The organism is Lysinibacillus sp. DFXJR4 (assembly GCF_057196045.1).
In genome coordinates this window covers 595,228-621,712 of sequence record NZ_JBXUNW010000001.1, presented here as the reverse complement: position 1 = coordinate 621,712, position 26,485 = coordinate 595,228, and the positions used below count along the sequence as shown (strand labels likewise).

Below are 26,485 nucleotides of genomic sequence, written 5' to 3'. Positions count from 1 at the left end.
AACTAAGGAGATTTTGCATGAGGCTTTCTACTATTTTAAACTTTTGTATTCTTGTATTTTTTACCCTACTTTTCGTCAATGATTTTTTCCCTGATACTACATTAGCTGCAGTACTAAGCAAAAAAATAATTCTGCTTATTTTAATAATTTTGGTCATTGTACAAATCACAATGGATAAGGGGCAATATAAAAAGCTATCTAAAAAAGCATATGTTAGCGTAACGCTGTATACTGTAGGACTATGGATTGTTTTAACATTGCTTGGTGGCAAATCTCAATTTGGCCTATCCTTCGACAGCCCTATATTTTATATCATCGTACTATTACTAGGGCTGGATTTGCTTCGAATATATCGCCAATCTAAGTTGGAACAAAAGCAATAATAGCAGAATTTGAAGCGTTAACCATCACTTTGATGATTCTATCCATCATTTGAACTGTTCTATCCATCGTTTCAATCTTTCTATCCGTCACTTTGGCGTTTCTATCCATCACTAAGCATGTCACCGATCTACTTTATTCGGTGGACATGCTTTTTCTAAATCAAATAAACAACCACTTCATTATTCTTCAAAGGATAGATTTGTGGGTTCATCCAAAAGAATGGTTTCAACACTAAAATTTGTTGTCGGCGTATTTTTATCAACTACCTCAAAACTAAGGCCATCTAACCAAACTTCTCCTTTCCCTGTTAATAAAATTCCGAACGAGATGATTGCGCTGTTTTCTGGTACATCTAGAACTATAGAATAGCGATTCCAATTATTAGTACCAATGATGGGTCTATTATTCATATTATCAAATTGAAGAATCTCGTCTGAGGCACTATCTATTCGCATCCATAGACCTGTAAATTGTTGGACATTTTTGGTTTGAATAAATCCTGAGAGCATAATCCTTTCCCCCCTGAATTTATCAGCCTTAAATTCCTGCATCATGGTTGCAAATTCTCCTGGTTCTTGTACAGTTTTCGACTTTAAATAACCAGATGCTTTCCCTTGATGTATATTTCTTCGATCTGTTCCTATTTCATAATTAAAAGGATGACTTCCACTTAAAATCCAGCCCTTCACTTTTTCCCCCATTATTTTCTCCTCCTTGTTTTCACTTATATTTTTCATAACACTTCTATATCGACCTGGTGGTAATTTATATTGTTTTTTGAATGCTCGTGTAAAAGATTCTTGTGATTCAAATTGATAATAGACAGCTATATCAATTATTCTCTCATTCGTATAAAGAAGCGTACTTGCCGCGTTTGCAAGTCGTCGCATTCGAATATATTCTGAGACAGACATTCCTACTGAATTTTGAAAGATTCTATGAAAATGATATTTTGAAAAGCCTGTAATATGATCAATATCATTGACAGAAATTTGCTCATGTAAATGAGATTCAATCCAATGTATTGTTTTTTGAATTACCCATTCATATTTCAAAGCATTTCACCTCCTCTATTCATCATCATAATGAATCATTATTAATAATTTTTGATCTTTTTTGCGGTGTTTTTAAAGACTTTTGATGATAAACCGGCATGGCATTGTAAAACTGGCGATTACCAAGAAATAAACGCCAATCTCTCGAACTAGTCTATTTATAGTGACGATCTATCTTGAAAAGTCTTAGAGTCCCTTCTTGGGATGGTTGGATTAACATTAAAAGTTCTTTTGAGATTGATTTTTCAGAGGACGATGGTTATTTTGATTCGGTTAGAAGGTTATTCCGCACCTCAAAGGAGAATGAGTGAACCCCGATACTGGTAGTGCGATAGCGAATGGCTACTTTGGAGAATAATGTTAAAAAAATTTTAACGTCCTAGAATTGCCTCTGACAGCAGTAAAGGCCTAGAATTAGGAAAGAGTTTCTTGAAGACGGAGCTTACCATAATAATAAAGTCGGTGCTTTTACAGAGGTTACCATATATATGAAGATTACTTAAAGAAATGCTCTTGAATTAATGTATAGGAACCCAGCTTGAGTATGTGCTAATTATTAACCTTATGTTGTTCTGTAAGTTCTTTTTGATTGCCATATATTTAAGCTACATGATAAACTATTTCTGCACTTCAAAGGGCATAATCAATTCTAGGCTGTAGCGTCTACCAATGCTACAGCTTTTTTTCTCTTATCTTTATATTGTTAATACTACCCATTAAAGTTTCCTTGAATACAGTCTTGGTCATACAACCACACAAAAAAAGCATCTACTCTCATGGAGCGATGCTTTTTTTGTACAGAAAGTGGGACTAGCTCATTGCTAATCCCCATTCAAACTGCTTTAAGCCATCATGATTCTAGTACGTTTAAAATGGAATGAATGCATGCAATATCTAAAAATATCTGCAAACATTGATATATCAATACATCTGTTATTATCATGTAATTTTCAACTACACAAAATAAAGCATTTAAAAGCACCGTTTTAGGGCTAAGTGGGGCTAGATTGGGGCTAATAAAATACGGCGAGCGTGTGTACAGGAATGTGTGAGTTTTTTAGATTGGGGCTAATTGCTTCAATCTTTTTATTTGATTGCATTATAAAAGCACCCACATTATTAAATTGTGGATGCCCTCATGATCTATTTAATAATCTGTATATGCTGTTTCTTATTGAGCTTTAACTTTACAGTCTTGCCATGCCTTACATACATAACATCGCCTTTGCTGTTTCTGAACGTGTTCTCGGTGTCCATGCCCTGTGTAGCCATAAACTCTTCCATCAAGTCTAAATGACCGTCAAAACGCCTCATAGCACTCATAGCTACCATGCTTTGTACAGCAAAATCCATAATGTCACGATTCATGTATTCCATGATTAGCTTCAGGATGCTTTCACCTATCTTTTCATGTGGCTCTAGCCTTAATTCGCTAATGGCTTCCAGTGTAGAGTAATAGTCCTTCATTTCATATTTAGCACCATCAAACACCTTCTCAATGGGAAATAGATTCATAAACTCATGCAGCGTTAAGAGACTCATGATCCCCTGTAAGCCTGATATAAACTCAAAGCAAGTTTTAGCTTCATCTGTAGTAATTAATTTTGGGTATGTGCCAACTGCCTTCACCCCATAATACACAATCTTTGGAATGTACTTTGATTGATCAGTTCCTTCCTCTGTCGGACATGCTTTTAATGAGCGAATGTAGGCTTTTATATAAATTCTATGTTTATTCATTTCTTCTATTGATTGTGTTTCTGGTGCGTATTCCATGCTTCATCACTCCTGTTTGTATAATTAAAAGTAAGAAGCAGCCACAATAATGGTTGAAGCTGCTCGTTGTTTTTGATATAGTCAATTTGCGATATTTTTACTAGTCTCTGTTCCAGTAGTGGCTTTTTTATTTTCCTCGCTTTTACCCACAACTTTCTCTACCGTTTCAGTTATATAAGTTAACACTTCCTCAAAGCTTTCAGGTTCTCTACCAAATTCTTTAGTGAATGTTTTTATGTTTCCTTCCATGGCAAAAGCGTTCCAACCTTCCTTACTGTTGATATCAAGTTTATTAGTTACCTTACCTGATTGTTCTGATTAACTTTTAATCACAGCCTGAAACAATTCATCTGCATGACTGTTAAGGGTATTGACTTCTTCTGAAATATTTTTAAATAACGGATAGAAAGCCATATCAATTAAACGAACTGTATCTTGAATTTGTAAAATAGACATATAAGCCATCCCACTGTCTTTATGACAGCCTTTATTTGTTATTTCATCAATTTTAGCCATTAATTGCGCTACAGCACCTTGTACAACTTCTAATTGAATCATTTGCGCTGATAATCCATAAACACTGTGGCTATTTTCTTGAACAACTGTTTCTAATGTGTGTTGTGTATGTTGCTGCATGTTTTCAGTCCCCTTTTTCGTCTATGTTTTATTTAGTTGCGACTGCATTCAAAAGTAATTGTTTGTTTCGATCAGACATTACACGCCATTCCTTTACCGTTACTTTCATTTGTATTCACTTCCTTTCTTATTAAAATACTTTTGCTGATCCATTACGTTCTGATAACCAATTGTAGAAAGGTACCGGACGTACATTTACAGACTTTTTCTTCATATATGTTGTGTTTGTCGTTGGATACTTACCTATGCGATGTACTGCTTTGTTGTGGGCTCCTATGAATATGGCTCGTATTGTTTTAGTGACCGTCAGCACACCATCTTTAATATCATTGACCATCTTAAAAATGATGTTCTTTGCCTTTATGAATTCTTGAATTCTGCTTACATTAGATGCTAGTACCACTTTATGCAGATCATCCTTAAAGTTATCCGGAAGAGGTAACGAATACATAAAGTCATATAACATCACTTGATAATCATTCATAAATTCTTTGCATGCTTCCCTATCAACATGAACCTGGTTGTAGACTTCTTGTAATGGAACAATCTCAAAAGGCTCATATTGGCTTTCACATGATTCAGATTGGACAGGTAAAATAATATAGATGTTTGCACCACGACCTCCCTTTTCCTTAGTAGTTGTTTCTTTCTTAATGATTCCTAGCGATTCTAATTTCTTGATAGCACGATAAACTGTCTTCGTACTGATCTCTAAACTCTCAGCAATTGTGGATGCTTTCAGGTGACACACTCCAGGATAATTAAGAGAGTGAGAAGCAAGCTTATAAACGATGGCACGTTCTGATTCTGTCAGTTCATATAAATGTTGCTGGATATGCTCTTCCACATGCTGGTCCATTTCCTCTATTGAATCGAATGTTGTGTATTTTGCTAAGTATTCAAATGCCATCGTTTTTCACCTCGCTTTCCTACAGCATGTCGGCTATTTCTTGTCCATTCACCGACTAACCTTTGATGGTTTTTGCACACTGCTTTTTACCACAATTAACTCTACAAGGTTAATATATCACTCCAAAAAGTTAATGTAAAGTTTTTTTAACCTTACAAGGTCATTTTTTTGTATTTATTAAAACTATTTAGCCTCAAAAGTGTTATAATTAACCTAAAAAAGGGGTTTCTCTATGGTTATAAAATCAAACTTAAGAATTTTAATGGCTGAACATCGTATCGATGGAATTTCAGAATTAATGGAGAAATCGGGACTTAGTAGAAATGCTATTAATCGTTTATACAAGGGATCTGATGAAGAAATGAAGTCAACAAACTTAAAAACGCTTATCACACTATGCGAGGTATTTGATTGCAAGCTATCTGATCTATTGGAATTCACTCCCGATTCTAAAGAGTAAACAAAAAACACTTCCGGCTCATCGTGCAGCTGAAAGTGTTTTTCTTTTGACCATAATAAAAAGCAACCACATATCTGCAGCTGCTTGATTATATATATTTAATTATTAATAGCATGTTTTAAAAGATTAAAAGAATTAATGATTAAGATACAAAATTTATAGGCTCATGCTTACTCACACAAAAGATTTAAGCATTTCAACGGTAGGACATGACGTTTGGACATTAAAAGCATATTATCTATTATTTCCACCCATCACGGAGTGGTCTTTTATGAATTATTGAAACTAAAGCACCCGTTAGCGTAACAAAATACTGCCGATTGCGGAGCAATAACGATACCTATGGTTCCCAACGTTCTCGACTCAAGTAAAAAAATATTAGGTATCTCTCTTAATTCGGGTTCCTTCTCCATGGAAACATGGGTTGGAGCGATAGTTGAACATGAACGTTATCAGAAGCGTTCTACTAGTCATATTGTGAGTACAGCGCAAGCATATCATCAGCACAGCCAGCTGTGATCGTATTTGCTTGTTCAGCATGTTTTACGGCCTCAGCGTAAAGTTGTAGATTAAAACTAACAGAAGCCATTATTAAATGCCATTCAGCGTCCGTAATTCCCTTATCAGAAACAGTTTGCAGCAGCCTGTATGCTTGCTCAAATGGATTGGTCTGGTCAGAATAATCTTGCAGATAATTCAATGCCCTTGCAAATGCTAAAATCATTTCATATGACCACTGTTCCTGGGGGTACTGTTGCAGGATTGATTTTATTTCATTATAATTACCTACAAGCTTCATTACATCCGTCTCTGCCTCAAGATCGTTTATATACTGCATGTCAATCATTCAGCTTGCTCCCTTCTATATTCATGTGCCAATTTTACTAATTATTGATACATGATGTAAAAGAGGATTTCGTCCTATTTTTTGCAATCCTGCCCGTTAGCTTAATGCCGTTCCCAGTCTAGTGCTATATTTTTTCAGTCTACAACTTTATTTTTCAGTCTAATACTTTATTTTCCCAAGACACCTGCTTGTTCAACTAACCTGCCCCTTAGCCATCCATGAAGCACAAAAATAGTACTTCACCACAGAAAATGAAAGATGATTAAGTTCTTTCATGGGAGCTTAATAAGGCTTCTCTTTACTTTTTAAATATCTTCGCTTCGATTTAATACAAAAACGCCTCAGTTTACTATCAAAGATTATTTTTATTACTTATAAAGGAAATTTGTTCAGCTGATATAATAAAATCAATTAAATCCATCGTTTCATTATGTAGCAAGACGTGAAATTCATATTTGTCATTCACTTTATATATTTCCTCATACAGCCACCATGAATCTTCTAACAAATCATCCTGTTTGATAATATTAAAATTTTCAAATATGACCTCATCTATATTTGTATAACTCCCTTTATTATCAAGGAGTAATTTTAAGGATTTATCATTCTTAATTGATTTTATAATTTTGCAATAATGGAAGCTAAAATCCCCATCAATTTCTATATCCAGTAATGTTGAGTTTTCTTTTATATTTCTTTCGTAATCTTCAATTACTGTGGTTACAATTCTTTCATTTTCCTCGCAAAATTGAGTTACAGCATTTATTACATTACGAGTTGCCTTATCTAAAGCAAACACCCTTATATCTGCAATCTGTTTTACTATTGTTTTTGGTAAATGCTTTTTTAAATACATATGATTATGTATGAAAATATCATGAAATTGTTCTATTCCCTTTTCTTTATTAAAAGGTTCATAGTTATTATCATCATCTCTGTTTGCTGTTTCGTTAGATTTTAATCTTAAATTTGCTTCTTCTTGTACAGTAAGCCAACTATTTAATTCAATGTGGTAAAGCTGTTGAAAATATTCTTCTGAGAATGTTTCAGCTTGCTTTTCTTCCTCTAAATGCAGATGGATATTATTTTTTTGACACAATTCATGCCATTCTTTAGTAAAATATTTCATTTTATTACCTTCATCTCTCTAAGTAGATAATTTTTCATTAACCTGCCTCGCTAGCTTAATAATCCAATAACACTCTAACCTGGTGAGTCTGTAGTTAAAAACCACATAGCCAATAAAATCAACCAAATTACTGCAATACCTATAACTAAACGCTTCATACACAAGCCCCCTATCAGTCCATACTTCCATTAACCTGCTTTGTAATTTAATATTACCTCATAGCACTTTCACTTGGATAACAATTTCCATTCACCCTTCAAGCCAATTGTCTAACGATGGTTCACCATGCACTACTGAACGCAATTTTGCGTTGAGTAAAATCCCGTTCATTGAACCAATTATAGAAAGGTACTGGACGTTTTTTATACGGTGTTTCTTCTATATGTGATGATTTATCCACCTTACTACTTAAACGCTCTACTGCCTTACTATATGCCCCTGCAAATACGGCTCTTTTGATATTTCTAGCAAACTTCAATATTATAGATGTGGGAGATAGTAAAAATATAAAAGGCGTTTTTATAACAATGTAAAGGTGGAAGTAAACGGAAGTTGCTTCATAGCAAATTCTTTGAACAAATAAATTGATTAAATACAAGTGGTGATTAAATTTGCAGAATAAATTTATGGAAATAGATATCGTTGTACAGAAGATGCAGGTTGCTTTAGAAAAGATTCAGAGTCAAGATCCTGAATTTTATAGCAAATACCCTATGTATCTTAAGAACGAGGCAGAAGAACAAGCTATACAAAATGCTTCTGAAAACTGGCAATTACCCGATGAATATTTGTATTTTTTAAAGTACTATGCTCCAGAAGCGGTTTCTTGGAGTACGGATGAGTATATTAATCTTGATATTTATGGAGCTAAAGACATACTGGAAGGTCAATGGGGTTACAACTATAATCCAGTTACGAATGAAGATATTTCGAATTGGCCAGACAATTATTTAGTTATAGCTTCAGATGAAGGTGACCCTTATTGCATTGATCTTACAAGAGGAGATACCGTTATTTTTACTGCTGAGCACGGTACTGGTACTTGGGATTTTTCAATTGCTTTTGATGATCTTGTTGATTTTCTTTATAGTGCCTTAATACCTCCTCGTTTCAATGATTCCGAAAAAGCTGAAGATATCAAGTACGATTACTATAAAATATTGATTACAGGAGAAGGTAAAGATAGGATAAAAACATTGTTGTTTATCAAAAAAACATTGTCCTGCGACTATTCACAAGCGAAATCCCATTTGGATGCAACGCCTTTACTAATATATAAGGGGATTGAGCTAGGTGCTAGGGGAGTTGAAGATGAATTAAAAAGAATTGGAGCAGACTATGAAATGTATAAAATCAGTTTGGATGAATTTTTGTCATAGTTAATCTAGGGCGGTGCTAGTGGTACAAATGAAGCCATTAATCGGTCATTTTAAACTACAACAACTAACAAAAACGATCTATCAAAAACATTACATTAATGAATTAGAAAAGAAATATAAACCTAGTACGGTCAGATTACTTCACGATTTATTTAAAATTGCTATCAATGCAGCGGTAGAAGAAGAAATCCTAACACGAAATAAATTACATGGAACTGTTTTGCCTTCTCTAAGAGGAAAAGAAGCAGATAAAAATTATCTTACACCTGAGCAGTTAAGTTTATTACTAAATCATATCAAGCAACACGAAGATATTGCCTATTACAGTTTATTTTTAACGATTGCTTATACTGGTATGCGTAAAGGTGAGGCATTGGGGCTTCAATGGCGGAATATCGATTTTACCAATCAAATGATTTCAATTGAGCGTTATAGAGGTAGTAATGGTGTAGACTCCACGAAAACAAAGAATAGTGAACGTACCATAAAAATAGATGAAGTTGTTTTGCAGCAGTTGAAGAGTTATCGAACAGCTGTTAAAGCGCTGTTACTGTCACATGGTCGAAAATTACATGACGATATTACGAAAGATGATTCGTTTATTTTTTATATCACCTAATAATATCGAACCTTTTGCATCTACAGGATTAAATGCAACTTTTACGTATTGTAGAAGCAGATGGGTTGCCAGCTACAACTATACATGGTTTACGGCACACACATGCTACAATTTTGATGAATAATGATATTCCTGTGAAAGCCATTGCCGAACGATTAGGGAATACTCCCGAAATAATCCATACAACATACGGACATGTACTTAGAGAGATGGAGGATAAAATTATCGACATATTTGATCGTGCTATTGAAAGTGGGGCTAGCTCATAGCTAACCCCCACTCAAACCGCTTTATCTAGACATTATCAAAGCCTTTAAGATTCTAGTACGTTTAAAATAACATCAAGTTCATTGACTGCAAGATCAAGGCGTTCCTTTGCCTCGATGTTTTGCTGCTTTAATTGACTAAACTCTAGCAAATTTTTTTCATGCTTGAGCTTGATAGAGGACAGACGTTCAATTCGTGCCTCCACCTTTTCAATCGCTTGCTCACAAACAGCGGACCAAAGCTTTTCAGACTGCTGCATTTCAGTCGTGGATGGGTTGTGCTGACGCATAATTCGTGCATAGATCGCTTCAATTTGCTCAATTAATTCTGAGTAAAAATGTCGCTCGACACGAGTGGTTTGGAATGTTGGGTGCTCTACCTCTTTTGCATATGGGGTAATTTGACGTAGTAGCTTCCCTGCATTTTCGCCGAAACCATGTGATAGATTAAGGACATTCATCAATTGCAATAGTAAACGGATTTCTTCAAGATTGATTAGCTGTGAATCGATGCTTTCCTTAAGCTTTAATGATTCCATATAGCGTCGATCAAAGTGCTCAATTTCGCCATTGCGTTGCTCTACTAAATGTACACTTGCATTGTCCTTTAAGCTTTTAATATAGCGGATGGCATGGCTCTTTAGCTCTTCCATCGACAGCAAGTTGTCATTGTCTTGTTGTGGTTTTCCTCGTTGAACATACGCAAATGCATCCATTTTTTTGGGCCATTTTGCTGCTGGGGTTTCTTCTGAGACATTATAGCGTATATAAATTCCGTGCATTCCATATCCTCCAAGTCCAATTAACAAGTATCTCTAAAGACAATAAATCGAATACGGCAATTTTTCAAGTAAAAAACTTTTAATATTTGAAAATCTTCTTTTAAACAATGCTAAAAAACCCGAATAGTTGATACTATTCAGGATTTTAAATATTAAGAGCTTGCTTGGTTTATCCTTTGACAAGCTTTGTTCTCACACGGTTTGACACATATTCCACAATTAAAATAAGGAAAATTAATCCTATTAAAATAGCACCTACCTCAGACCATTTATATGCATTCATCGCAAAAATAAGGGGTGCACCTATTCCTCCGGCTCCTACTAAACCAAGTACGGTTGCATCTCGTAAATTCATATCAAAACGATAGATGACAATCGATAAAAATAATGCCGTCAATTGCGGCCATATACCAAAACGAATCTTCTCCATCAGCGTACAGCCTAGAGCCTCCATCGATTCTAATACACTCTTATCCAAATCCTCTATCACATCAACATATAGCTTGGACAGCATGCCTATGGATGTTAACGACATCGTAAGCACACCAGCAAATGGCCCTTGACCTGTAACTCGAATAAACATAAGACCATAAACAATCGCAGGAATAGTACGTATAACGATTAATAGCAAACGCACCACAAATGCGATAGGTTTCGGTACAATATTGGAGGCTGATAAGAAGGCAAGTGGGATTGCTAGAAATGCTCCTACAATCGTACCAAGAAAGGCAATGGCCATTGTTTCAATTAATAAATAAGGAATCCCACCTGTAGTAGCATTAAATAGTAATGTCCAATCTGGCTGCAGCAGTCCTACTACTATATTTTTTGCGATTTTTGTCCCATTGTTAGATATTGAGTCAACATGTAACGTCGATAGGGACCATATAAATAGCACACCTAAAATTAAAAGGGTTAGAAAGTATGACATCCGTCGATTCGGTTGTAATTGTAATTGCTTTTCGATGGCATTCATAGCTTCACCCCTACATTAATCTCTTACGAAAATATTCACTAGTTGATTCAATGATAAAAACCGTACAAACAAGCATTAGTAAAATCATACCTACATTAGCATAGCTTCTCCACCCGATGCTTTCATTAAGAAGCAAACCAATTCCACCAGCACCGACATACCCTAGAATGGATGCATAACGAACATTTCCTTCAAAGCAAAATAATGATGTCGATATGTAATTTGGGAGAATCTGCGGTAAAATAGCATAGCGAAATGCCTGAATTGTTGGCAATCCCATTGCCTCCATAGCTTCAAATCCCCGCAAATCGACATTTTCAATTTGTTCATATAAAAGCTTTCCCACATAAGCAATGGTGAATAAAAAGATGGCAATGGTTCCTGCCATTGTTCCAAGCCCAAATATAAATGTTGCAATTAGCGCAATGATTAATGTTGGTAATGTTCGAAGTAAGCTCAGCATAAATTTGCTCCACATCGCAATCCATTTATTTTTGGTAATATTGGCTGCAGCAAGCATGGCGATAGGCAAGGCACATATAGCACCTACTACAGAGCCAAGCAATGACATCTTAATGGTATCAAATAATGGCTGCCATAGCTTCGCTACATATCCCCAATTAGGTGGTACCATCTGCTGGATAATTACGAAAAACTGATCAATTCGATCCCTCAAGACTTCAAGACTAAAGCCCGTGATACGAATAGACAGCAATGTTAAAACAAAGAGGATAAGCCATAGTAGAGGCATGACGGAGCGTTTTTCCAGCACTTCCTTCCCATTAGGCAATACTATTTTTTTCGGCAATAATAGCTTGCATTGCATGATGGTTGACACCTCTCCCCTCTTTTGTATCATTATAAATAAACGCAAGCGTTTCCTCGTTGATTTCATTCACCTTTCCATCAAAAACGATTTCCCCATTCCTTACCCCAATAACACGTGTTGCATAAGCCAATGCCAAATCAACGTGATGTATATTCATTAAAATTGTCATGTCTAATTCTTGATTAATGCGTTTAAAATCTTCCATCACTTGCTTAGCTGTTACAGGGTCCAATGATGCGACTGGCTCGTCTGCTAGTATAATTTTGGGGTTTTGAGCAAGTGTACGTGCCAAAGCTACACGCTGTTGCTGACCACCTGATAACTGATCGACTCGTACATAGGCCTTCTCTAAAATGCCTACCTGATCCAGTGCCATTAATGCCTGAAGCTTCTCTTTTCTTGTAAAAACACCAAAGATTTTTCGCCAAAAGGGCATATTAGGAACAAAGGAAACTAGGACATTTTTCAAAACGGATACACGTGGTACCAAATTAAAAGATTGGAATATCATACCAATATTTCGACGAAGATTTCGTACCTCCCTACCCTTTAACTGACCCACATTTATAGTATTTACCCGCAAAGTTCCCCCTGAAATATCATGCATTTTATTAATACAGCGCAATAGGGTTGATTTTCCTGCACCGGATAAACCAATAATCGCAACGAACTCCCCCTGCTCAATCTCAAGGTTAATGTGATTCAATGCAAGAAAGCCATTAGGGTATCTTTTTTCTACCTCTTTAAACTCAATCATAGTAACGCTCCATTCCTGATAAAGAACTGCATCAGATTTTAAAAATTAAGAATCTGCGAGGCTTTCTACGGATAAGCCGCAAGCCTCGCAGATTTCGTATATTTTTTGATGGTTAGTCCTTTTTCATGCTATTTACTTGGAACCAAGATTTTGAACTAGCTCCTGTGCCTTACGTTCATTGTCATAGTCACTGTCTTTTGCTGCCTGATAGCCCTCATGGCTGTAAATAGCGATTACTTCCTTCCCTTTTTCTGAATACCCAATATTAATAAATGCTTGCTGAATAGCCTTCTTTAAGTCGTCGCTCATGACTTTTGAGTTTTTACTTACACTAATTGTGTCATTATAGATTGCAGGCATAACACCAATTAAATCTGTTTCCTCCCAAATAGAAGCGTCGCGATTAAATTCTCCTTGCCAGCTTTCTTCATAATCGCGACGTGCATCAGCGTACGTTACAAGGACATCTGTTTGACCAGCAGCTAATCGTGCAAAAGCATTACCATAGGAATCAGCCTGTACAACCTGTGCTAAATCAGGAATTGTTTTATTAAATTTCTCATGTAGCCATAATGTTGGATAAATATAGCCTGCCGGGGATGAGCTTGACATCACATTCCAGGTAACAGTATTTAAGTCCTCAAATGTTAATTCCTCACCATTATTTACTTTCGCTGCTAAAGCCTTTCCTTTCTCGGATGGACCTGCAACTAAAATTGCTCGATAAGATGTCGTTTGTGCTGTTGTTGGTGCAGTAGGTTCATTTTTATTCCAATCAATAGGATTATCTGCATCATTGCTTAAGCCTGCACGTGTCGCTGTTAAAATTACTTCAGCGCCATCATCATAAAGTACATATGTCCCTCCTGGAATTAAACCAATATCCGTAGTCCCTGCGGACAATGCTTCACCAACCGCTTCAAAATTTGTTCCTACAGTAATATCAATTTCACCTACATCAAAGCCTAAACCTGCTAGCTCGTCCTTTAGTAAGCCCTTTAAAGGTTCCGTAGCTGTAATAATTTCATCAGGATCTCGTGAAGGTACAAAGCCAATTGTTAATTTTTTTATGGACTCATTCCCACCTGCATCTGAAGAAACATCTATGGTTTCTTTGTCATCAGATGTTTTAGAGATCTCATTTCCACATGCCATCAGCAATATGGCAAGCATGAATGTTATTCCGAAAAATAGTAATTTTTTCAAATTATTGTCCTCCTCATGTTTGAAATGCTTCCTCAGTATAAACAGTAAATATTTTCCTAGTATGAATAGGACGTAAATATATGTTTCTCTTTCGTAAATCAATATTTTGATATCGTAAAGACATGGAAATGAATAAAAAAAACCTTATATACTATACTTATACTAACTAATGGAGGGCTCTCTATGACTGTCAAAACTATACAAATATTGGCTACTAGTGATATTCACGGTTTTATCATGCCTACTACCTTTCGCAATGAGCAGAATGAGGCACTAGGATTAGCCAAGCTAGCATCCATTATTCAAGAGAAACGACTTGCAGGATCGACTCTTTTACTTGATAATGGTGATTTTATCCAGGGTAGTCCCATGACCTTTTATCATCAAAAATTTCAAGCGCACTTACCAAATCCATTTATTCAGGTGGCTAATGCTCTTCAATACGATGCCATGGTATTTGGTAATCATGAATTTAATTACGGACTACCTACGTTACAATCCGTCATCAACCAATCGGATTTTCCATGGCTAGGTGCAAATATTTTAACGGAAGACGGCAGGCCTTTGACAAAGCCTTATATCATTAAGGAAATAGAAGGTATTCGTATAGGAGTGTTAGGAGTGACAACCCATTTTGTGACACACTGGGAGGAGCCACAGCATATTTCTGGGCTTCATTTTGAAAACGCCTTTTCAAGTGCAAGCTATTGGGCAAAATGGATGCGTACAAATGAACAAATAGATGTTCTTATCCTTTGCTATCATGGAGGATTTGAGCGAGACCTAAAAACAGGGGAATTACTGGAAGATGAAAATGGAGAAAATCAAGGGTATCGTATGTGCACAGAAATTGAAGAAGTAGATATCATCATTTCTGGACACCAGCATCGTGAAATATGTTCGAACATCAACGGAAAATCAGTTGTTCAGCCTGGCACTAAGGGCAATTGCTTAGCTACTATCGAATTAACTATAATACTGGATAACGAGCAGAGAATTCATTCTATAGTTCATACACCATCTCTACTGTATGTGAAGGAAGATACGGTATGTGAAGCAACTGTTTGCGAGATGATCTCCCCTACTTTTCTAAAAACAGATGCATGGCTGGATGAGACAATTGGAACTATCCAAGGAAATATGCTAGTAGAGGATGCGTTTCTTGCCCGTATTCAAGAGCATCCCTATATCGAATTTATAAACCGTATTCAAATGGAAGCATCAGGAGCCGCAATTTCTTCTACAGCACTCTTTCACGATGAGCATGGTGGTTTAAAGCAAGCGGTAACAATGCGAGATATAGTCACAAATTATATTTACGCAAATACCTTAAAGGTGCTGCGCCTATCTGGGCTGGACATCCTCCTGGCCCTTGAACAATCAGCGACCTATTTTACAGTTGAGGCAGACGAGCTAAAGGTCGCTAAATCATTTCTATATCCAAAGGCACAACCTTATAATTATGATATGTGGGAGGGTATTGAGTATATCCTAGATATTTCAAAGCCTATTGGAGAGCGCGTCACTATGCTAACCATTCAGGGTGAGCCTATAAAAATGGAGGAAGAATTTGAAGTGGTGATGAGCAGCTATCGTGCAACAGGAGCAGGTAATTTTGAATTTTTAAGAAATCGACCTGTTGCGAAGGAGATACAAATAGATATGACAGAGCTGATTGCTGATTATCTTCTAAGGCACCCTATCATCCAAGCCACATGTAATCATAATTGGCGGGTAACATTTTAACGAACCTTTATAAAATAAATTCGCCATATTCTTTGGAAATATGGCGAATTTCATGTTGTTGAAATACTATTATGTCAATGAAATCAAGGTGACAAAATTAAAAAGTATATCCCTTTTTCAAAACAACGGGTTAATCTCCGTTCTGCTTGAGTGCTTTGTAGCTGTCGCTTTGCTTTCGCTACAGAAAACATTTGCCGCTGACGCTTCGCTTTCGCGCAGAGCTTCCTGGGGAGCGTCCGATCAGCCGCTTGGGGCAACAGATGTTTTTTGCGCGTAAGCGAAGCGTCAGCAGCAGGAGGTTGGTCACGAAGGCGTTGTCACAGGACGTGACGATTTTAGCCTTTGTTCCCCTAATTTGCTCGCTCTATGGTCTCATCTGTGACGCTGAATCCCCGAGGAGTTACTCAGTCTACATTCCAATCAACCATTGCTCATTCATTGGTATTTCACATAAATGTATAGTGATAAATTGAAGTCTTAGCCATCACTATTTTGCGCAAAATGGGGCTTTGATAACATTTTTCTATGCGAAAGCAGCGCGACGGCCATAAGTGGCTTTATGTAAAGGTAGAAATTTGTTTTATGCATAAAAATAAAATGTAGGTTGGCAGTTATAGAATTGTACCACTATTCTTTCAATTTAATGATGGTAAGTAACATGCTTTTACTTTACTTTTGAGGGAAGAAAATATTTAAAGTTCTACACTATTGCAGATTGGAGTGCAAGGCTACTCTACTCCCGTGGGATAGCGAGACAGACGAGACCCTGCACGGAGCGTCAGCGCAGGAAGCGGCTCGTCGCTCGCCCACTGGAAAGCGAGTAGCCTGGAACGGAAATCACCTTCATTTTGACTAAATATTCACAAAGAGTCCCTTGACCATTTAGTTTTTCAACACTATGAAATTCGCCATACTCTTTGGGAATATGGCGAAATTATTTTATATCGAATTAAGAATTTTGTCGTATTTGATGAATGCTTTTTCCTTCTGTAAATGCGTGAATGGATGTTATTTTGCCTACTGATTTAAAGTTTGCCTTGTCATAGACCTTTGCCACCTGCGCATTTATTGGCATAATCCAAAGATTGTCTAAACCTAGCTGGATTGACTGCTGTTGAATATGCTGAAGGATATAACCAATTAGCCCTTGCCCTCGATAGCTTTCGAGTGTGGCTACACTTTCAATCCTCCCTTGGTTTCCTGAGACAAAAAGCTTAGCAGTACAGCATGCCTTTCCGTCTAGTTTTAATACATAATACGTAAAGTATGGGGAGCGGTATGTTTGCAGAAAAGCCGTCTTTATTAATGAAGGTTCTCCAAATGTTGAAATACTCATTTCAACTTCCATTGCTTCCTCAACATTTGTATCTGTTACACGTTCGATACCTATAGCTGGATTATGTGGTAGTAATACGGATTCACCATTCCAACATTGTATATCATCTGTAAAGCGTTCATATTGAAAGCCATGCATTTCTAAAGCGTTTATACAAGGCTGATTTTCCTCTAGGTTGTATAAATATAATCTTGGGATAAGTGATTTCGATTGATAGAATTTCTTTATTTTGCTCAATAGCACATTCGGATTATTTATTTTGCGCCAAATATGTGCATGATTTGCATCGTAATATGTTGGGTTATCCTCATTGTAAAATAATACGCCATCCTCACATGTCTCCATCTTGCTAAAACCTTTAAGATAATGAAGATCTAGCTCTATAATATGTTCTAAACTATGCATGTTCTGCTCCTTCCTCAATCCATCTTTCAAATAAAACCTCTAACTGCTGTTCAAGCTTTTGACGTTGCTCCTTAGCAAGTGTTGGTTCCTTTAATTTTAGTTCAAGCTTTTCAATTTGTTGCTCAATAGGCAGCTCTTTCTTAGCACTCATGGTCTTTTCTGTTATTTCTTTGATAACAGGTACTTCTACTAGTTCAGCAAGTTTTTTCCTTGCCCACTCATAGTCACCCTCAAATACTTGAATGGTTTCATGCCTGATCCATGCGACTTTTGTAAAAATCTTTTGAAGGAAATAGCGGTCATGAGAAACGCCAATAATAGTTCCCTCAAAGGATTCCAATGTATCCTCCAATACCTCTCTCGCCTCAATATCTAAATGGTTGGTCGGCTCATCCAGTATCAATAAGTTAATATCCTCATGCATTAACTGAGCTAGACGTAAGCGCATCTTTTCACCACCACTTAGATCCTTCACCTTCTTAAAAACGTCATAGCCATAAAATAAAAATTGAGCAAGTAAATGACGTGCCTCCGCCTCTGATACTGAGACACTTTCTCGAAAGGCATCAATTAAACGAATCGATGGATGCTCATGCTCAAACTGCTGCGAAAGGTAGCCTATTTTTACACTGCTACCAACACGACAAATGCCTTCGTTTGGTATGACCTCACCAAGTATCATTTTTAATAATGTTGATTTACCACTGCCATTACCACCTACAATCGCCAGTCGTTCTCCGAAGTAGACAGACAAATCGCATTCCTTTAATAGCGGCTTATCAAATGCATGGCTAACTGCATTCATTTGCACAACCTCTTTACCACTACGCTCAGCCATTGTCAGGGCTAAATTCATTTTCTTCTTCGTTGACGGCTTCTTGACCCGATCGATTCGAGCTAATGCTTTTTCCATGCTTTTAGCACGTCGATGCATGGAGGCGTTCGGTGGATTCGCTTCATTTGCCCATTGCTTTAAACGCTTGATGGTTTCCTGCATTTTTTTTATTTTCTTTTGCTGTTCCTCAAATTCAGCAAATTGCTGTTCAACCTTCGCTTCTTTTTGTTTAACAAATGCATCGTAATTGCCAATATACGTAAATGCCTCGCCATCTTCAATTTCTATAATCTTCTGAGCCATTTGATTCATAAAATGGCGATCATGGGATACAACAATCACTATCCCTGCGAAGTTCCGCACATAATTTTCCAGCCATTCAATTGCCTGCATATCCAAATGGTTGGTTGGCTCATCTAATAACAAAATAGAAGGATTACTTAAAAGGATTTGCCCAAGCATCACCTTTGTTTTCTCTCCACCGCTTAGGCTAGTAAAAGGTTGCTCAAGTAATGGTGTAATACCAAGGCCATTAGCAATCATCGCCAATTGCGCATCAATCTCATAGCCTCCCTGCAGCATAAATAGTTCCTGCACATGACCATATTGCTCAAGAACCTTATCAGATACAGCTTCCTGCATTTCCTGCTCTAGCTTTGTCATCTTTGCCTTCAATGCATAAATTTCAGTAAATGCCTCCTCTAGCACTTGCTTTACAGATAGCATAGGATATTGCGGAATTTGATGAAGATAGCCAATGGTCGCTTCCTTACTTTTTATAATCCGTCCCTTATCTGGTGTATCTAAACCAGATAATAGCTGTAATAAAGTCGTTTTCCCGCTTCCGTTCACACCAACAATAGCAACATGCTCTCCAGTATTCACTTCTAATTGAAGTTCTTCAAATAATACGTTCCCACCAATAATTTTTTGTATTTGTTCAGCTTTAATTTGCATTGTTTTTTCCTCCAATGAAACGTGCGAAAACATCTATAGACACAAAAAAAGACTGCTCCATTAACAAGCAGTCTTTTCCTCATTTATTTGTGAAAAAGAATGGTTAATCCGCTACGTTTGTTATTATTTGATTTTGCTTAAAAATGGACAGACCTCTCCCGTTGTTCGCAAAATCGAAAGTAATAACACGTGCAAAATACATAGCTGTATCCACTTTTACACATGTTTTTGTAGCGTTTTGTTTCATTCCTTTTCACCTCCGTTCATAGTAGTTAAATTTATAATACCATAATTCAAGGAATTTAGAAAGGAAAAAATGTCAGTTGTCACTTTTTTGTAAATATACAAATGTTCTATGTAGCTATATACTAATTAAAAATAGGAATGTTTTCCTGAATTATTTCAATATTTAGTAATTTGACAGTAAGCTTTCTCAGCAGTAGCTTACTGTCTATTTTATGTGGCAAAATGTGGAGGGGCATTGATGAAAAAACGAAGTATACAAAACAAAATGAGTTTGTTGATTGTTGCGATTATAGCCTTTGTTCTAATTGTGATTGGTCTAGTGAATACAAGCGAAATGAAAACAGCTTTACAAGATGAATACAATATACGTCTGAATCAGATTTTAGATTTAAGTGTACATAATCTCCATCAAACCTTGCCAGGAGATTGGCAGCTAAAAAACGGAGAGCTTTATAAGGGTGATGCGAAGGTAGCGGATGAGACTGTCATCATCGATAAATTAGGAGAATTATCACAAGCGGCAATTACAATTTTCGCCAACGATACTCGTATTAATACAAATATTATGGTGGATGGGCAGCGAGCAATTGGAACAACTGCAGATCCAAAAGTAACGGAAGCTGTGCTATCACAGGGAAAAATATATACAGGCACAGCAGAGGTTATGGGTGAACCCTATTTGACAAAGTATGAGCCGCTACGTAACGCGGATGGAGAAATAATAGGGATGATTTTTGCAGGCGTACCTTCCTCTGATATCAATGCAGTAGCCCAAAAAATGCTCTTTAAAATGGGGATTTTCGCAATTATTACAGCGATCATTGCCGTAATTGCAGGTATCTTATTTGTACGGGGAATTGTTAAACCATTAAAGCACTTAAATGCTCAACTAGAAACCATCTCTGCTGGAAAGGGCGATTTAACACAGCAGCTTATTGTTAAGTCTAAGGATGAAATCGGTGAGCTGGCAAATTCCTTCAACGCAATGCTTGCAACATTACGTAAAATGATGCAACGAGTAGATGAAACAGCTAATCAGGTATCTGCATCATCTGCTGAGCTTTCTGCAACTGCTGGCTCTACGACAGACACGACGGAGAATTTAACAGCTAATATGCAGGAACTAGCAAGCGGTGCCAGCACGCAAAAGCATAGTGCCAATGAAAATGCTGAGGCCATGCAAGATATTGCTGATGGTATTCAACTAGTCACTGAAACAAATAGTGAGGTTTCATCTTATGCTTCTGATGCCTTTGATACAGCTAAGCATGGAGAACAGACAGCACAGGAGATGCAAATGCAAATGCAGGCTATGGCAGTAGCTGTGCAAGAGAGTGCCAACTCAATCGCTGCACTTGATACACATGCTAATAAGATTGACGAAATTGTAGAAGTGATTCATGCCATTGCAGATCAAACGAATTTACTGGCGTTAAATGCCTCAATTGAAGCGGCACGGGCTGGAGAACACGGTAAAGGCTTTGCGGTGGTAGCCGAAGAGGTTCGTAAATTAGCAGAGCAATCAAAAACATCTGCCGCAGAAATTACCAAGACGATTCATACGATGCAGCAGCTAGCGAAGGAAGCACGGGAGCATATGCAAGAGAGTGAACAAGAAGCTGCTTCAAGTGCCAAGGTTGTGCAGACAACAAGTATTGCATTTGAAGAGATAACAGCAAAGGTCTCTCTCGTAACCAATAAAATTCAAGAGGTTTCAGGGATTGCTGAAGAGCTCTACGCGCGAATAGAGCAGGCCAATGCTTCTACACATATAGTGGCTGAAATTGCCGTTGAGGCACGGGAGCAGTCGAAGGTCGTAACACAAATTGCAGAAGCAAATCTTGAATCCATGGGGGATATTAATAAAGCAGCCTTACAACTTACCAAAAATGCAGAGACACTGCAGGATTTAATTCATCAATTTAAATATTAAAGACGGTAAAGATTGTTCATTGGGTAAATGCCAATGGACAATCTTTTTATACTTAGAGCTGATTTGTTGTGATAACGCTACTGGCAAGAACATTCGCAGTCTGTGAGAATGATTAACACGGTTCATTTACCTGTTGCCATCCTGCTCGTCTCGTTGCCTACTATACTCTCACCTTTTTCACAAACATTTTGACAAATGGAACAAGGAAAATCGATACGACCAATACACGGAAAAGCTGAAAGGCTGTGACAATCGTGACATTGGCATGAACAGAAGCAGCGATTATACCCATTTGATCAAGTCCACCTGGTACAATACTTAAAAAGCCAGTCCTAAATTCAAGATTGTACAAGCTCTGCATAACAAATGTTAAACCATAGGCACCCCCTATAAAGATACCAGCTGATACAAATGCATAAAAAACATGCTTCTTGGATAAATGTAAATCCTCTTTTTTTAGTAAAAGCCCAATATAAATACCAAGCATTAGCTGAGCAATATGAAGTAAGGATATTGGCATTTGCGGGACCTCTACTCCTGCTATATTGATTCCCATTAATAAAAATACAGGACCGAGCATATAGCCTGTTGGGATTTTTATTTTTTGCGCAAGCCATCCCACAGCGCTACATAAAACAAGGACTCCTATAAGGCTCCATGTATATGCCCCATCTATAGTGTTACCACCTCCACTGGAACCTGCTACCATTAAAGGTACAAAGCCAACGATTAGCAGTACCCTCAGAATTTGAAAAAATGTTATGACGACCATATCCATATCCCCTTGCTCCTCAGCAAAGGCCACAACCTGTGACATTCCTCCAGGTACACAGCAAGTTAAGGCGGTCGCAAAATCTAAATCAGTACGCTTTGCCACAATGTAACTTACAGCAAAGAACAGAGCAATAAATAGAAGATTAAGGACAATCATGCTCCCTAAAAATTGTTTAATATCCTGTACAGCTTCTGGTGTAAAAGCAAACCCAATGGAATATCCTGCTACGATTAAACCAAAATTTCGAAAATACGGATGCCATTTCAGTTGAACTTTTGTTGATAACTGAACAATCAGCACTGCCGCTATGGCACCTAGTAACCAGGGCATCGGAATATGGACAGCCTGAAAGATAAACGCACCTGCTAGCCCAATACATAATGTAATAAACATGTGTCGATCAAAAACAAACATAATAGAAGCAACCCCTCATGACTGACTGAATAAGTCCATTATGCCGCTAATTCCCCTCTTTTTCTACTTCGCCGCTTTTTGCAAGATCTATATTGTGAATAATAAACCTGTCATCATTAAATTTTGACCTCTTATCGAAGAAATTGTCCCAGCCAATTTTTTCTATGCTACATTATTATTACCTGATTCAGTGTTATCCCGGTAATGGGGATAGGTAAAGGAGGCCTCTAATGAAGATTCATTTAACAATTAATAGCGCACTAGAAGAAAATGAGATTCATATACATGCGAAAGAATATAACGAACAAATTGAGCGACTGATGAAGCAGCTCCAAACTTCACAAACAACGATGATAGATGGCTATATACAGCAGGAAATTCATATGCTAAAGATTTCTGATATTTTCTCGATTTATGCAGAGGATGCAAAGGTATTTTTGCAGACAGAAGAGCAGGAATTTGAATCAAAACGCAAATTATATGAACTAGAAGCGCAGTTTGCAAAAGATTTTGCACGAGTGAGTAAATCAACACTCGTCAACATTCATAAAATTGCCTCTATTCAAATGGGGAAACTGGGAGCGACTGAACTAATACTTGAAAATGATGTTACCGTGCATGTCAGCCGAAAATATTTAAAAGAGTTAAAACGCCATTTAGGTATCGGGAGGGATTCATAATATGAAAACATTGCGCATGATGATTATTGGTCTACTTATTTCGCTGAGTTCTTCCTATACATTAGTAACCATAAGTGTCTTATCTCAAAATACGATGATTTCGGGAACGGAACTACTTGAGCAAATTATCATTGCCGCCATTTTGGGTGTTGTAATAGGTCCATTGTCATTCATCTTTGATGTAGAGCGATTGCCATTTATTCTACAACTTATTTTGCATTTAGTGGCTGTTACATTATGTGTTATTACCGCTGGCTATTTCGGTCGATGGTTTGAACATTCTAGCATTATGTGTGTGCTTGTATCAGAAGCTATTATTTATTTCATCGTCTGGTGTATACTTTATGTTTTTCAATTAATTGATATTGCGGAAATCAATCATGCAATACAAAAAAGAAAGGAATAACCTATTATGAAATTTGCTATACAAGTTGACAACTTACGTAAGCAATATGGTGAGCATCAGGCTGTCAAAGGGATTTCATTTACTGTAGAAGAAGGGACCCTCTTCGCATTTTTGGGTGCAAATGGTGCAGGTAAATCAACAACCATTGAAATACTTTGTACCTTATTACAAAAATCAAGCGGTACTGTGAAAATTAACGGTCATACCCTTGATGCAAGCAATCACAATGCTGACATACGGAAATCCATTGGCGTGGTTTTTCAGCAAAGCCTACTTGATGAGCGATTAACCGTTCGTGAAAATATACTGCATCGCGGCAAAACATATGGCTTATCAAGAGCACAGCTGGCTGAAAACTATCAATTTGTTTCTACCTATTTACATTTAGAGGATATAGAAAAACGTAAATATGGAACATTATCCGGCGGTCAAAAAAGACGCGCTGATATAGCACGAGCGCTTATTCATCGACCGAAAATTTTATTTTTAGATGAGCCAACAACCGGATTAGATCCACAAACACGTCAATTTGTTTGGCAGGCAATTAAACAACTGCAACTTGAAACAAATATGACTGTGTTTTTAACTACACATTACATGGAGGAAGCGGCTGTTGCACATCATGTCATTGTTTTAAAGCAAGGAGAAATTGTTGCTGAAGGAACACCAGATGCTTTGAAGACTAAGTATGCCTATGATTCGATGGCACTTGTTTTTCATAATAGTGCTGAAGGCAGTAAGTGGCTCAAGGACAATGCCATTTCTTACACAGAAAAGCTCGGTATTTACACTATTCGAGTTGACTCAACGCTTCATGCTTTGGACTTATTAAAAAAGGCAGAGCCGTTCATCGCCTCCTTTGAAGTAATAAAAGGGACAATGGATGATGTCTTTCTTCATATTATGGCGGAGGAAGGTGCTGCATAATGGAAGCATTTATTAGCCTAGTACAACGAAATAATAAGGTTTTCCGTAGAGATAAAACACAAGTTTTCTATTCACTGCTTTCTGTCATTATCGTAATTGTGCTATATGCTGTATTTCTACAAAAAATGCAGGTGGATGCTATTGAGCAAATGACAGAGGCTACACCTGAACTAATTACAATGGTGAATGAATGGCTTGTAGCGGGGCTATTATCCATGATCGCTGTAACTACAACACTCGCAGCCTACGGAATTGCCGTACAGGATTTGGAATCTAAAGCACAGGCAGATTTTTTAACCGCCCCTATTTCAAGAGCCACTATTCAATTTAGCTATGTGTTCAATGCCTTTATTATTGGCTGTATCTTTTCCTTTATTGCCCTCATTGGCTGTGAAATCTTTATTGTATCCACTGGCGGTGAGCTTCTCAGCATTGGAGATTTCGTTCATGTAGTAGGCCTATTATTTTTATCAGTATTACTTGCCAGTGTTTTTAATCTTTTTCTAGTATTATTTGCGACGACTCAAAACTCCTTTTCAACATTAAGTACCATTGTCGGAACTGCACTTGGCTTCTTATGTGGCGTCTATGTCCCTATAGGTGCATTACCAAGCTTTGCACAAAATTTGATTATGTATTTCCCTATCAGTCATACAACCTTACTATTACGCAATGCATTTATGGGAAGCTCCATCACCAAAGTTTTCGAGGGTATACCTGCTTCAAACGTGGAAGAATATAAAGAAATGTATGGTATTGTTTATAATCTACATGGAAATATTCTCAGTACCTCTACAAGTGTCATTATTATTCTAGCTACTATTCTTATACTAGCTATCCTATCTATTATCCTTTTCAAAAAGAAAAATAAATAGATTTTAACACATCGTTGATCAAGCGATGTGTTTTTTATTGATTTAAAACAAACAATTTGTTATTTTTAATATATATAAGCAAACGAAATAATATTTTGTTTATTTTTAGGAGGATTTTTAATGGATGTTAATGAACTGTTTTGGCAAGCATCGATTGAGGACATTAAAAAGGGTTACGTAGAGGAAACAGCACATTTTACTTGCTTGCTTTGCGGCGAACAAATTGAAAAAGGTATTATCTATCCCTATGAAGACGTACTTTATGAGGCAGAAAAATTTATGCAGCATCATATTACTTCTGCACATCATTCCGTTTTTCATTATTTAAATGGATTAAATAAAAAAATGACAGGGCTAACAGACCATCAAAGTCATATCATGCGTTTATTCTATGAGGGACATACGGATCAAGAAATAAAAGAGAGGCTTGATATAGGTAGCGCAACAACGATTCGTCATCACCGTTTTACACTCAAGGAAAAAGAGCGACAAGCAAAAACATTTCTTGCCATGATGGAACTATTAAAAGAAAAGGATCAAAAGGAAGATCATTTTATTCCAATTCATAAAACCGCAACAATGGTGGATGATCGCTATAATATTACGCTATCTGAGGAACAAGAGTTACTCGAAAAGTATTTTCCAAAGGGAATTGGTCAAGAGCTTACCCGGTTTCCAAAACGAGAAAAGCATAAAATTATCATACTACGAGCAATCACAAAGCTTTTCGACAAGACCAAACAGTACACAGAAAAAGAATTAAATGAGGCAATCCAGCCAATGTATGAGGATTATGTACAAATCCGCCGTTATTTAATTGAATATGGTTTTATGGACCGTACAGATGATGGCAGTGCCTATTGGATAAAATGAAGCTGAATCAGAGGGGATTTATAAATGACTGCTTGTTAATGCAGGATAAAAATAAGAAAGAAGGGT

General features: G+C 37.0%; 30 protein-coding genes. 13 read left to right on the top strand and 17 right to left on the bottom strand.

Going from position 1 to position 26,485, the window contains the following annotated elements:
* Positions 1–17: 17 nt before the first annotated feature.
* Positions 18–383 carry a hypothetical protein gene (locus AC2CGN_RS03155; protein ID WP_484512104.1) on the top strand — a complete coding sequence of 122 codons (366 nt, stop codon included), beginning with the start codon at positions 18–20 and terminating at the stop codon, positions 381–383.
* 180 nt (positions 384–563) lie between these two features.
* Here the strand turns inward: AC2CGN_RS03155 and AC2CGN_RS03150 are convergent, their stop codons facing one another.
* The 5 genes from AC2CGN_RS03150 to AC2CGN_RS03130 all read right to left on the bottom strand — a co-directional run bounded on the left by AC2CGN_RS03150 (position 564) and on the right by AC2CGN_RS03130 (position 4,761).
* Positions 564–1,439, bottom strand: coding sequence for a helix-turn-helix domain-containing protein (locus AC2CGN_RS03150; protein WP_283871472.1), 876 nt, complete (start codon positions 1,437–1,439; stop codon positions 564–566).
* Between the two features lie 1,143 nt (positions 1,440–2,582).
* Positions 2,583–3,215, bottom strand: coding sequence for a hypothetical protein (locus tag AC2CGN_RS03145; protein ID WP_484512101.1), 633 nt, complete (start codon positions 3,213–3,215; stop codon positions 2,583–2,585).
* 81 nt (positions 3,216–3,296) lie between these two features.
* Positions 3,297–3,464, bottom strand: coding sequence for a hypothetical protein (locus AC2CGN_RS03140; protein WP_484512099.1), 168 nt, complete (start codon positions 3,462–3,464; stop codon positions 3,297–3,299).
* A gap of 69 nt (positions 3,465–3,533) precedes the next feature.
* A complete protein-coding gene (locus AC2CGN_RS03135) occupies positions 3,534–3,851 on the bottom strand; it encodes a hypothetical protein (protein WP_484512098.1) in 318 nt (105 codons plus the stop codon).
* Positions 3,852–3,981: 130 nt separating this feature from the next.
* Positions 3,982–4,761, bottom strand: a complete 780-nt coding sequence (locus tag AC2CGN_RS03130; protein WP_429990654.1) for a helix-turn-helix domain-containing protein — start codon at positions 4,759–4,761, stop codon at positions 3,982–3,984.
* Between the two features lie 232 nt (positions 4,762–4,993).
* On the opposite strand from AC2CGN_RS03130, the gene AC2CGN_RS03125 reads away from it, so the two are divergent.
* On the top strand, positions 4,994–5,221 hold the full coding sequence (locus AC2CGN_RS03125; protein ID WP_429990655.1) for a helix-turn-helix domain-containing protein: 228 nt from the start codon (positions 4,994–4,996) through the stop codon (positions 5,219–5,221).
* 466 nt (positions 5,222–5,687) lie between these two features.
* On the opposite strand, the gene AC2CGN_RS03120 is transcribed toward AC2CGN_RS03125, so the two are convergent.
* The 3 genes from AC2CGN_RS03120 to AC2CGN_RS03110 form a co-directional block, all read right to left on the bottom strand.
* Positions 5,688–6,068: a hypothetical protein gene (locus AC2CGN_RS03120; RefSeq protein WP_484512096.1), complete on the bottom strand. Its 381-nt coding sequence runs from the start codon at positions 6,066–6,068 to the stop codon at positions 5,688–5,690.
* 352 nt (positions 6,069–6,420) lie between these two features.
* Positions 6,421–7,197, bottom strand: a complete 777-nt coding sequence (locus tag AC2CGN_RS03115; protein ID WP_484512094.1) for a DUF4085 family protein — start codon at positions 7,195–7,197, stop codon at positions 6,421–6,423.
* Between the two features lie 280 nt (positions 7,198–7,477).
* Complete coding sequence (locus AC2CGN_RS03110; RefSeq protein ID WP_484512092.1) at positions 7,478–7,675, bottom strand: hypothetical protein; 198 nt, start codon at positions 7,673–7,675, stop codon at positions 7,478–7,480.
* A gap of 148 nt (positions 7,676–7,823) precedes the next feature.
* Here AC2CGN_RS03110 and AC2CGN_RS03105 point away from each other — a divergent pair, with 148 nt between their 5' ends.
* The 3 genes from AC2CGN_RS03105 to AC2CGN_RS03095 are packed head-to-tail and all read left to right on the top strand — an operon-like array spanning position 7,824 to position 9,464.
* Positions 7,824–8,576, top strand: a complete 753-nt coding sequence (locus AC2CGN_RS03105; protein ID WP_484512091.1) for an SMI1/KNR4 family protein — start codon at positions 7,824–7,826, stop codon at positions 8,574–8,576.
* Positions 8,577–8,604: 28 nt separating this feature from the next.
* Positions 8,605–9,195 carry a tyrosine-type recombinase/integrase gene (locus AC2CGN_RS03100; protein ID WP_484512089.1) on the top strand — a complete coding sequence of 197 codons (591 nt, stop codon included), beginning with the start codon at positions 8,605–8,607 and terminating at the stop codon, positions 9,193–9,195.
* A 32-nt stretch (positions 9,196–9,227) separates the two neighbouring features.
* On the top strand, positions 9,228–9,464 hold the full coding sequence (locus tag AC2CGN_RS03095) for a tyrosine-type recombinase/integrase (RefSeq protein ID WP_484512087.1): 237 nt from the start codon (positions 9,228–9,230) through the stop codon (positions 9,462–9,464).
* Positions 9,465–9,508: 44 nt separating this feature from the next.
* Here AC2CGN_RS03095 and AC2CGN_RS03090 read toward each other — a convergent pair whose 3' ends face one another.
* The 5 genes from AC2CGN_RS03090 to AC2CGN_RS03070 form a co-directional block, all read right to left on the bottom strand.
* A complete protein-coding gene (locus AC2CGN_RS03090) occupies positions 9,509–10,243 on the bottom strand; it encodes a hypothetical protein (protein ID WP_283871470.1) in 735 nt (244 codons plus the stop codon).
* Between the two features lie 169 nt (positions 10,244–10,412).
* Positions 10,413–11,219, bottom strand: coding sequence for a phosphonate ABC transporter, permease protein PhnE (gene phnE, locus AC2CGN_RS03085; protein ID WP_484512086.1), 807 nt, complete (start codon positions 11,217–11,219; stop codon positions 10,413–10,415).
* A gap of 10 nt (positions 11,220–11,229) precedes the next feature.
* Positions 11,230–12,045, bottom strand: coding sequence for a phosphonate ABC transporter, permease protein PhnE (phnE, locus tag AC2CGN_RS03080; protein ID WP_484512084.1), 816 nt, complete (start codon positions 12,043–12,045; stop codon positions 11,230–11,232).
* Positions 12,002–12,805: a phosphonate ABC transporter ATP-binding protein gene (gene phnC, locus AC2CGN_RS03075; RefSeq protein ID WP_484512082.1), complete on the bottom strand. Its 804-nt coding sequence runs from the start codon at positions 12,803–12,805 to the stop codon at positions 12,002–12,004. The genes phnE (AC2CGN_RS03080) and phnC overlap by 44 nt, the downstream gene beginning before the upstream one ends.
* Before the next feature lie 132 nt (positions 12,806–12,937).
* Positions 12,938–13,978 (bottom strand): phosphate/phosphite/phosphonate ABC transporter substrate-binding protein, encoded by a 1,041-nt coding sequence (locus tag AC2CGN_RS03070; protein ID WP_484513142.1) that lies wholly within the window; start codon positions 13,976–13,978, stop codon positions 12,938–12,940.
* Positions 13,979–14,194: 216 nt separating this feature from the next.
* On the opposite strand from AC2CGN_RS03070, the gene AC2CGN_RS03065 reads away from it, so the two are divergent.
* Together AC2CGN_RS03065 and AC2CGN_RS03060 are read left to right on the top strand one after the other, a co-directional pair.
* On the top strand, positions 14,195–15,757 hold the full coding sequence (locus AC2CGN_RS03065) for a bifunctional metallophosphatase/5'-nucleotidase (RefSeq protein WP_484512080.1): 1,563 nt from the start codon (positions 14,195–14,197) through the stop codon (positions 15,755–15,757).
* A gap of 40 nt (positions 15,758–15,797) precedes the next feature.
* The gene (locus AC2CGN_RS03060; RefSeq protein WP_484512078.1) at positions 15,798–16,034 is read left to right on the top strand and encodes a hypothetical protein; all 237 of its coding nucleotides are present in this window, start codon (positions 15,798–15,800) and stop codon (positions 16,032–16,034) included.
* A gap of 672 nt (positions 16,035–16,706) precedes the next feature.
* On the opposite strand, the gene AC2CGN_RS03055 is transcribed toward AC2CGN_RS03060, so the two are convergent.
* From AC2CGN_RS03055 to AC2CGN_RS03045, 3 genes are all read right to left on the bottom strand, one after another.
* Complete coding sequence (locus AC2CGN_RS03055) at positions 16,707–17,498, bottom strand: GNAT family N-acetyltransferase (protein WP_484512076.1); 792 nt, start codon at positions 17,496–17,498, stop codon at positions 16,707–16,709.
* Positions 17,491–19,290, bottom strand: a complete 1,800-nt coding sequence (gene abc-f, locus AC2CGN_RS03050) for a ribosomal protection-like ABC-F family protein (protein ID WP_484512074.1) — start codon at positions 19,288–19,290, stop codon at positions 17,491–17,493. Before abc-f ends, AC2CGN_RS03055 begins: the two co-directional genes overlap by 8 nt.
* Positions 19,291–19,393: 103 nt before the next feature.
* Entirely contained in the window at positions 19,394–19,537 is a 144-nt protein-coding gene (locus AC2CGN_RS03045) for an RAxF-45 family protein (protein ID WP_283871464.1), read from the bottom strand.
* 237 nt (positions 19,538–19,774) lie between these two features.
* On the opposite strand from AC2CGN_RS03045, the gene AC2CGN_RS03040 reads away from it, so the two are divergent.
* Positions 19,775–21,469, top strand: coding sequence for a methyl-accepting chemotaxis protein (locus tag AC2CGN_RS03040; RefSeq protein WP_484512071.1), 1,695 nt, complete (start codon positions 19,775–19,777; stop codon positions 21,467–21,469).
* Between the two features lie 160 nt (positions 21,470–21,629).
* Here AC2CGN_RS03040 and AC2CGN_RS03035 read toward each other — a convergent pair whose 3' ends face one another.
* Positions 21,630–22,658 (bottom strand): AbrB family transcriptional regulator, encoded by a 1,029-nt coding sequence (locus AC2CGN_RS03035; protein ID WP_429984777.1) that lies wholly within the window; start codon positions 22,656–22,658, stop codon positions 21,630–21,632.
* Between the two features lie 230 nt (positions 22,659–22,888).
* On the opposite strand from AC2CGN_RS03035, the gene AC2CGN_RS03030 reads away from it, so the two are divergent.
* From AC2CGN_RS03030 to AC2CGN_RS03010, 5 genes are all read left to right on the top strand, one after another.
* Positions 22,889–23,338: a LytTR family DNA-binding domain-containing protein gene (locus AC2CGN_RS03030; RefSeq protein ID WP_429980992.1), complete on the top strand. Its 450-nt coding sequence runs from the start codon at positions 22,889–22,891 to the stop codon at positions 23,336–23,338.
* Between the two features lies 1 nt (position 23,339).
* Positions 23,340–23,744, top strand: a complete 405-nt coding sequence (locus tag AC2CGN_RS03025; RefSeq protein WP_286924045.1) for a DUF3021 domain-containing protein — start codon at positions 23,340–23,342, stop codon at positions 23,742–23,744.
* A 6-nt stretch (positions 23,745–23,750) separates the two neighbouring features.
* The gene (locus AC2CGN_RS03020) at positions 23,751–24,671 is read left to right on the top strand and encodes an ABC transporter ATP-binding protein (RefSeq protein ID WP_484512068.1); all 921 of its coding nucleotides are present in this window, start codon (positions 23,751–23,753) and stop codon (positions 24,669–24,671) included.
* Positions 24,671–25,546 (top strand): ABC transporter permease, encoded by an 876-nt coding sequence (locus tag AC2CGN_RS03015; protein WP_286924047.1) that lies wholly within the window; start codon positions 24,671–24,673, stop codon positions 25,544–25,546. The genes AC2CGN_RS03020 and AC2CGN_RS03015 overlap by 1 nt, the downstream gene beginning before the upstream one ends.
* A 120-nt stretch (positions 25,547–25,666) precedes the next feature.
* The gene (locus AC2CGN_RS03010; protein ID WP_429980989.1) at positions 25,667–26,419 is read left to right on the top strand and encodes a DUF2087 domain-containing protein; all 753 of its coding nucleotides are present in this window, start codon (positions 25,667–25,669) and stop codon (positions 26,417–26,419) included.
* Positions 26,420–26,485 lie beyond the last annotated feature (66 nt).